This window comes from Streptomyces cacaoi, assembly GCF_006539165.1.
GTDB classification, from domain to species: Bacteria; Actinomycetota; Actinomycetes; order Streptomycetales; family Streptomycetaceae; genus Streptomyces; species Streptomyces cacaoi.
Genome location: NZ_BJMM01000108.1, coordinates 1 through 7136, shown reverse-complemented (window position 1 = coordinate 7136; position 7136 = coordinate 1). Strand labels below are relative to the sequence as shown.

The window sequence follows — 7136 nt, the reverse complement described above, 5'->3', positions numbered from 1 at the left end:
CGGGGAGCGCGGACAGACCTCTCCGCGCTCCCCGCCCGCCACTTTCCGGCACGGACTGCCGCTGGCTGCTCGCTACGTGCAGCCCTTGCCGCCCTTACCGCCCTTCCCCTTGCACGGCTCACCGCGCGGGTTGCTGATCTTCTTCGTGAGGTGTTCGTCCTCGGTGAGCGTGAAGGGGCCGGTGACGGGGTTCCCGGGGCGCTGGTAGCCCTCGGGGGTGTCCGTCTCCAGCAGGTAGTAGGTGCCGCGTGCGAGCCCGGCGAAGCTGCACGTGCCCTTGTCGTCGGTGGAGCATCCGCTGTCCACCTCGGTGTCGGGGTCACTGCCGCGGGTCTGGAGTCCGGGGACGCCGTTGCTCTCGCGCCACAGCTGGAACACCGCGCCGGGCAGCGGCTTCCCGTTGTGACCGTCGACCTTGTGGACGGTGACGCTGCCGCCCTCTCCGCTCACCGGCAGCGAGAGCCGGTCCTCCTCGGGGCCGACCTCCCGGCCGTCGTGCACGGCCGTGGCGGTGGCGGTGTTGTCCAGCCGTCCCCGCTCGGCGTCCTCGGCGGTGACGGTCGCGCTCGCCGTGCAGATGACCCTGCTCCCCCGGCGCCAGTGTCGCCTCCGGGCAGGAGACGGAGCCGAGCCGGTCGTCGGTGACGGTCACGTCGGTGAGGGGCGTGTTGCCCGTGTTGGTCACCGTGTAGCTGTACGGCACGGTGTCGCCCACCTTCAGCGGCCGGGGCAGATCGTCGGGCACCGACTTGGTGAGGCTCAGCGCCGGGGCGGGCTTGCCCACGACGACGTTGCGGATGAGGTGGACGTCGGTCCAGACGCCGGTGGAGCCGGCGAAGCCGAACCTGTAGGTGCTGGGGACGGGCCCCGGCGCCGGCCGGCTGAGGACCTTCTGGGGACCCTTGCCGTCGTGGAAGTCGATCCAGACGGTCACCACCGGGTCGGGCGCGGGGCTGATCTCCACGGTCACCGTCCGCTTGGACGGCTCCAGGTCCCGCTCGGCCTGTACCGGGTCGTCGGAGACCTCCGTGGTCGGCCCCTGGAGCCGGCCGGGAAGGCTGGATTCCCAGCCCTGGTCGTCGGAGTGCGCCCCGTTGTAGGTGGCGCCCAGGAAGCAGTAGCCGTCGAGGCCGTCGCCGGGGCCGCGGAGGGTGACCATGTTGGGGCCCGTGCTGGAGATGGTGGGGAACGCGGTGCCTGCCGGGGACTTCTGGTCGTCGGGGCAGCCGGTGCCGCGCCCCTCGCCGTCGTTGAAGAAGTTGCCGAGCACGTCGAGTCCGACGCCGAGGTATCCCTTCTCGACGCCGGGCACCCTGCCCGCGTCGGCGGAGTTCTTCTGGGCGTAGCCGAGGCTGCCGCCGAAGGCGCCCGGCGCGTCCAGCGTGGCGTCGCCGTCGACGAGGAAGAACGAGATCCCGTCGGCGGGCCGCTTCTCCCCGTCCCAGACGCCGACGGACCCGTACTGCCACTGCTCGAAGCTGACCACGAGCCCGTCCTGGGACGACACGGGGCTGTTGTACAGGGCCGCGCCGCTCTGGTTCGTCTTCGAGTCGGTGAGCTGGAGGTAGCCGTGCCCGTCCGCTCCGGGCGGCGGGACCGGGCCGCCGGCCTCGGACGGCGGCGGGCAGCCGCCCAGCGGGTGCGCCCCGGTGGTCGGCCCCCCGCTGTCGGCCGGTGCCCCCGTCAGACAGGCGGAGCCGTACCCGGTGAAGTCGGGTGCGGTCGCCCCGGTGAAGTCCTCCTGCACCAGGGGCGTCGGGGTGGGCTGGGCCGCGCTGGCCGCGGGGGCGAGCAGCCCCGTCAGCAGGGTGAGCCCGCCCAGGAGCCCGAGGCCGAGCCGGGCCGGACGCGACCGGCGGATCGCTCTCCCCGGCGGAGACGAGGTGGGGGCAGAGGTGGGTCGGGCCTGCATGGCGGGCGCTCCTTCCGGTGGGGAGTGGGTGACGGCCGTGAGGCACCGCTGCGCCGCACCACCACGCAGGGCCGCACCGCCGCGTGACCGCTGTGCGAGAGGCGAGGGAGGAGCAGGGGTCCCGTGGTCGCGGCTGCCGATCGCGGTGCCTTCGGGCCTTCGCGTCGTTCACGCCGGCCGGGGCGCGGGCTCGGCGCCACACCGAGCGCTCATACGAGGGAGCCGTCCCCCGCGGTGCGGACCGGCCGGACGGACTTGACCCTGACGCGACAGGAGCCCCGACGCTCGGGGCATGGACACCACGTACACCAGCCCTGTCCCCGTGCCCGCGCTCGACGCTGCCCCGCCCGAGATCCACCGCGGCTTCTACGGGATGCCGACGTATCTCTCCCTGCCCACCCCGGATCTCGCCGCCTCGACCGCCTTCTGGACCCGCGGCCTCGGCTTCATCGACCTGTTCACCCTCCCCGGGCAGGTGACCCATCTGCGGCGCTGGGCCTTCCAGGACGTGCTCCTCGTGCCCGGTGCGCGGGACGCCGGGCCGATCGCGGCGACCACCGCGTTCTCCTGTGTGCCCGCCCAGATCGAGGAGATCGCGGCCCGCTGCGAGGAGCTGGCGCCGGGATGCACCGGCGGGCCGCGGAAGATGCCGTGGAACTCGGTCGAGTTGACGGTGATCACGCCGGAGAACGCGCGGATCGTGATGACGGCCGCCCACCCGATCGATCCGCACAGCGCACAGGCCGAAGAGCTGCGCGCGGTGGGCATCGCCGTACCCGAGCCGGACGCGGAGAACGGCCCGGAGCCGGACGCGGAGACCGCCCCGGGGTCGGCAGCGGGGAGCGCCCCCGGCCCGTCCCCGCGGCGGTGAACCGGCAGCCCGCGGAGAGCGACACTGTGACGATGACGCACGGGAGCCCACGACGGCAGCAGCCGCACCCCCCGCCCGGCACCGGCCCGCACAGCGCGTCCGGCGCCGGGCCCGGCCCCGCGCCGGAGAGCGGGCCCGAGGTGCACGGCGGGCTGACCGTCGGCCGGGCTGCCGCCCTCGTCGGCGTCAGCGTCAAGACGCTGCACCACTGGGACGCGATCGGCCTCGTCCGGCCCGGCACCCGCACCGCGGCCGGCTACCGGGTGTACTCCGGCGAGGACATCGCCCGTATCCACCGCGTCCTCGTCTACCGCGAACTGGGGCTGCCGCTGGCCCGGATCGCCCGTGTCCTGGACGCGCCGGACACCGACGCCCGCCACCATCTGCGGCGGCAGCGGGACGAGTTGGTGCAGCGCATCGACCGGCTCCAGCAGATGGTCGGCGCGGTCGACCGGATGCTGGAGGCCACCCGCACCGGTATCCGGCTGTCCCCGCAGGAGCAGGTCGAGATCTTCGGCGACGACTGGGAGCCGGCCCTGGTCGACGAGGCCGAGGCCCGCTGGGGCGACAGTCCGCAGTGGGCGCAGTACGCCGAGCGCGCCGCCGGGCTGTCCGCGCAGGACTGGAAGGAGGTGGCGGCGAGAACGGCGGCGCTGGAGGCCGACCTCGCCGACGCCGCCCGCGCCGGTCTCGCGCCGGGCTCCCCGCAGGCGAACCTCCTCGCCGAACGCCACCGCGCCCTGCTGTGCACCTACTTCGACTGCACCCACTCCATGCACGCCTGCCTCGGCAGGATGTTCGCCGACGACCCCGGCTACACCGACTACTTCGACGCGCTCGCCCCGGGCCTGACCGTCTGGCTGCGCGACGCCGTGCACGCGAACGCCCGCGCCCACGGCGTCGACCCGGAGACCGCCACCTGGGAGTGAGACCCCGGCACCCGGGCCGGGGCGCGTCAGTCCGGACGCCGGGCGCGCAGCACGGTGTCGTGGGTGTGGCGGGTGCCCGCGGGAGCGGGAGCGGGCCGCGGCCGGGTCTCGTCGACGACGATCTCCCAGGCGGGGTCGAGGAGCGCGGCGATGTCGTGCGCCTGGTAGTAGGCGCCGGGGTCGAACCCCCGCTCGGGATCGGGGGAGAGCCCGGTGAGGTCGTGAGTGGCGAAGAGCAGGGTGCCGCCGGGTGCGACGGCGTCCAGCAGGCCGCGCAGCGGACCGTGGCCGGGCCGCACCGGGAGGGGGAAGTAGTGCACGGACACCAGGTCGAACGCTCCGGCCGGCGGGGGCGCGGCGAGCAGATCGGCCTGTGCCCAGCACACCCGGCCGGCGAGCGCACCGCCCGCCGCCGCGGCCCGGCGCAGCGCCGTCCGGGAGACGTCGACGGCCGTGACGAGCCAGCCGCGCCGGGCCAGCCAGAGCGCGTCGGCGCCCTCGCCGCATCCCACGTCGAGCGCCTGCCCGGGTGGCAGGCCGGACGCCTCACCGACGAGCACCGGGTTGGGGGCGCCGCTGAAGACCTGCTCGCGGCTGTCGTACATCGCGTCCCAGGACTGTGCGCTGCTCGTGTCCATCGGCTTCGCCTCGCTCGTCGGTCGGGCCCGGCCGGTACGGAGCCCGGGTCCGTCCCAATCTGGGGCGCGCGAGCGGAAGCGACAACTTTCCTTGCGGAATGCGCAAAGCGGCGGGTCACGGGTGGGCGCGGGGAGCACCGCGCCGGGGGCGGCAGCGGTGCGACGGTCCGTCAGCCCCGGCCCGCGCCGCCGGTTCCTTCCTCGTCAGTGGCGTGGGGAAGCAGCGGGAAGAGCCGGGCGATGAGGGCCACCGGGCGGGCGTCCTCGGGCCGGGCCAGCGGCCGCTGTTCACGGTCCTGGTACGGGGCGAGCGCCCGGCGGATCGCCTCGGCGACCCGGCTCATCTCCTCGGGCGTCAGATAGGAGACGGCGCTGAACGCCTCGTCGTGGCGCCAGGCGGCCGGCGCCTCGTCCCGCTGGGCGAGCCAGCGCTGCCAGCTCTCGTCCTCCAGCCCGCGGGCCAGGTCGCCGAACGGCTCCGGCTCGCCCGCGCCGGCGGTGGAGGTGTGCTGCTTCATCCGCCAGGGCCGGGCGCGGCCCCCGTGGTGCGGGGCCTCCTCGATGTGACCGTGGCGGGCGAGCTGGCGCAGATGGAAGGAGCAGAGGCCGGAGCTGTAGCCCAGCCGGGCCGCGGCCTCCGTCGCCGTGACGGTGCCGACCTCGGCGAGCAGTTCCAGCAGTGCGGTGCGGACCTCGTGTTCGCGCAGGGTCCGGTCGGGCCCGCGGGTCCTGCCGGGCGGCGGGGAGTTGAGGTCGTCTTCAGTCACTTTGCAAAGTCTGCTAGTTTGCCAAGAACTTGGCAAGCATTCCTGCCGTGGGGGCACCGGGCCACGGCGAGGCCCGCGGCACGGCCGCGGAAGAGGGGGAGACGCAGGTGTCCGTTCGCCAGAGGTGGTCCCGTTCCCGTTCCGTCGACCGGCGCGTCCGCGTCCAGGGCAGCCCGGTCGACTCCTACCCGCCGCTGCCGCCGGAGGCGGAGCGCGGGTCGGTGCGCCGGGTCACGGTCGTGGGCGAGGAGATCCTCGACCGCCCGAGCCAGGAGGTGACCGAGTTCGGCACCCCCGAACTCTCGGCCCTCATCGACGACATGTTCCTCACCATGCACGTGGCGGACGGCGCCGGTCTCGCCGCGAACCAGGTGGACGTCGATCTGCGGCTGTTCGTCTACGACTGCCCGGACGACGACGGCATCCGGCACGTCGGACACCTCATCAACCCCACGCTGGAACTGCCCGACGCCGGCAGCCGGCGCCTCATCGACGACTCCGAGGGCTGTCTGTCCGTGCCCGGCGCCCGCATGTCGGTCCCCCGCACCGACCGCGCCGTCGTCCGTGGCTTCGACAAGGACGGCAATCCCCTCGTCATCGAGGGGACGGGCTACTTCGCGCGGTGCCTCCAGCACGAGTCCGACCACCTCATCGGCCACACCTACCTCGACCGCCTCTCCCGCCGGGACCGCAAGGACGCGCTCCAGCAGATGGAGGAGCGGCGGGAACGCGTCTTCGCCCGGCGCGCCACCAAGGCCGCGAGCCTGGGCCGCTGAGCCGGGGAGCGCCAGGAGACGTCCGCTCAGCCGCGCGGGGGCGGGGGAACGGCCTCCCAGGCGGCCTCGATCATTTCGAAGATCTCGTCCACCGCGGCCTGCGGGTCCTTGGCCTCGCGGGCCAGCGCGTGCACATCGATCACGAACCGCGCGATCGCCCGGCACGCCGTCGTGGCCGCCGCCTGGCCGAGGTCGGCGGCGATGGCCGAGGCCAGGGCCTCGGCGTGCCGCAGCCGCATCGTCTCCTCGTACTGCCGCAGCGCGGGCGAGCCGTCGATCATGCGATAGACCGGCGCGGCGCCCTCCGTCGAGCAGTGCCGTACCAGCGCGTGCATCTCCCGCTTGAGCAGCGGGATGAGCGGCTCGTCCGGCGCCCGCTCGGCCACCGCGCGGGTGAGGCGCTGCTCGAAATCCGCGTCCTGCTCGAAGACCAGTGCCTCCTTGGAAGCGAAGTGGGAGAAGAGCGTGGTCACGGCCACATCGGCCTCGGCTGCCACGTCACGGATGCCCACCGCGTCGTACCCGCGCTCCAGGAACAGGCGCAGCGCGGCGTCGGCGATCTTCTGGCGGGTCGCGGCCTTCTTGCGCTCCCGGCGCCCGGGCGGCTCGGTCATCCCCCGATGCTAACAGCAACGAAGTAACAACAACTCCAAAACCCTAACGGTTAGTGTTACGTTGGCGGCTCCCGGAGGACGGACCTCGCGGCGCCCCTGCCACGACGTCCGCGCCTCTCGCCGAGCACGCCGCCGGGGCCCCGCCCCGGCGGACGTGCGATCCCAAGGAGCCCCCATGACCACTCCCGTCACGATCGTCGGCGCCGGCCTCGGCGGCCTCGTGCTGGCCCGCGTCCTGCACCTCCACGGCATCCCGGCCACCGTCCACGAGGCCGAACCCTCGCCGGACGCACGCTCCCAGGGCGGCATGCTCGACATCCACGCACACAGCGGCCGGGCCGCACTCCGGGCCGCGGGGCTGGCGGACGCCTTCCACGACCTCGTGCTGCCCGGCCGGCAGGCGATACGGCTCCTCGACCGGGACGGAACCGTCCTGTTCGAGGCGGCCGACGACGGCACCGGCACCAGTCCCGAGGTGCAGCGCGGCGAGCTGCGCCGGCTCCTGCTCGACTCGCTGCCCGCCGGCACCGTCCGCTGGGGCCACCGGGCCACCGGCGTGCGCGCACTGGGCGGGGGCCGCCACGAGGTGGCCTTCGCCGACGGGACCACCACCGTCACCGGTCTGCTCG

Annotated in this window: 9 protein-coding genes; 4 read left to right on the top strand and 5 right to left on the bottom strand. The window is 74.2% G+C overall.

The genetic code is table 11. The features are described from left to right. Window positions 1-72 precede the first annotated feature (72 nt). On the bottom strand, window positions 73-378 hold the full coding sequence (locus tag SCA03_RS34140) for a prealbumin-like fold domain-containing protein (protein ID WP_086814057.1): 306 nt from the start codon (window positions 376-378) through the stop codon (window positions 73-75). Then, window positions 320-1912 carry a CLIPPER-2 domain-containing protein gene (locus SCA03_RS34135; RefSeq protein ID WP_086814059.1) on the bottom strand — a complete coding sequence of 531 codons (1593 nt, stop codon included), beginning with the start codon at window positions 1910-1912 and terminating at the stop codon, window positions 320-322. Before SCA03_RS34135 ends, SCA03_RS34140 begins: the two co-directional genes overlap by 59 nt. 292 nt (window positions 1913-2204) lie before the next feature. On the opposite strand from SCA03_RS34135, the gene SCA03_RS34130 reads away from it, so the two are divergent. Continuing rightward, complete coding sequence (locus SCA03_RS34130) at window positions 2205-2783, top strand: VOC family protein (RefSeq protein ID WP_063767384.1); 579 nt, start codon at window positions 2205-2207, stop codon at window positions 2781-2783. A 32-nt stretch (window positions 2784-2815) separates the two neighbouring features. Then, entirely contained in the window at window positions 2816-3712 is an 897-nt protein-coding gene (locus SCA03_RS34125) for a MerR family transcriptional regulator (protein ID WP_078874659.1), read from the top strand. Window positions 3713-3738: 26 nt separating this feature from the next. Here the strand turns inward: SCA03_RS34125 and SCA03_RS34120 are convergent, their stop codons facing one another. Further along, the gene (locus SCA03_RS34120) at window positions 3739-4350 is read right to left on the bottom strand and encodes a class I SAM-dependent methyltransferase (protein WP_030880862.1); all 612 of its coding nucleotides are present in this window, start codon (window positions 4348-4350) and stop codon (window positions 3739-3741) included. 170 nt (window positions 4351-4520) lie between these two features. Next, window positions 4521-5117, bottom strand: a complete 597-nt coding sequence (locus tag SCA03_RS34115) for a winged helix-turn-helix domain-containing protein (RefSeq protein ID WP_030880865.1) — start codon at window positions 5115-5117, stop codon at window positions 4521-4523. A 107-nt stretch (window positions 5118-5224) separates the two neighbouring features. Here SCA03_RS34115 and def point away from each other — a divergent pair, with 107 nt between their 5' ends. Continuing rightward, on the top strand, window positions 5225-5893 hold the full coding sequence (gene def, locus SCA03_RS34110) for a peptide deformylase (protein ID WP_030880868.1): 669 nt from the start codon (window positions 5225-5227) through the stop codon (window positions 5891-5893). Between the two features lie 26 nt (window positions 5894-5919). Here the strand turns inward: def and SCA03_RS34105 are convergent, their stop codons facing one another. Next, entirely contained in the window at window positions 5920-6507 is a 588-nt protein-coding gene (locus tag SCA03_RS34105) for a TetR/AcrR family transcriptional regulator (protein WP_086814061.1), read from the bottom strand. 175 nt (window positions 6508-6682) lie between these two features. Between SCA03_RS34105 and SCA03_RS34100 the strand changes: the two genes are divergently transcribed. Beyond that, window positions 6683-7136: FAD-dependent oxidoreductase (locus SCA03_RS34100; protein WP_174864525.1), on the top strand; the 454-nt coding region annotated here is incomplete at its 3' end.

Bases quoted from the DNA above. Each gene is read 5' to 3' on its own strand.
- SCA03_RS34130 (WP_063767384.1), top strand. From the start codon at position 2,205: ATGGACACCACGTACACCAGCCCTGTCCCCGTGCCCGCGCTCGACGCT.
- SCA03_RS34125 (WP_078874659.1), top strand. From the start codon at position 2,816: ATGACGCACGGGAGCCCACGACGGCAGCAGCCGCACCCCCCGCCCGGC.
- SCA03_RS34105 (WP_086814061.1), bottom strand. From the start codon at position 6,507: ATGACCGAGCCGCCCGGGCGCCGGGAGCGCAAGAAGGCCGCGACCCGC.
- SCA03_RS34120 (WP_030880862.1), bottom strand. From the start codon at position 4,350: ATGGACACGAGCAGCGCACAGTCCTGGGACGCGATGTACGACAGCCGC.
- SCA03_RS34135 (WP_086814059.1), bottom strand. From the start codon at position 1,912: ATGCAGGCCCGACCCACCTCTGCCCCCACCTCGTCTCCGCCGGGGAGA.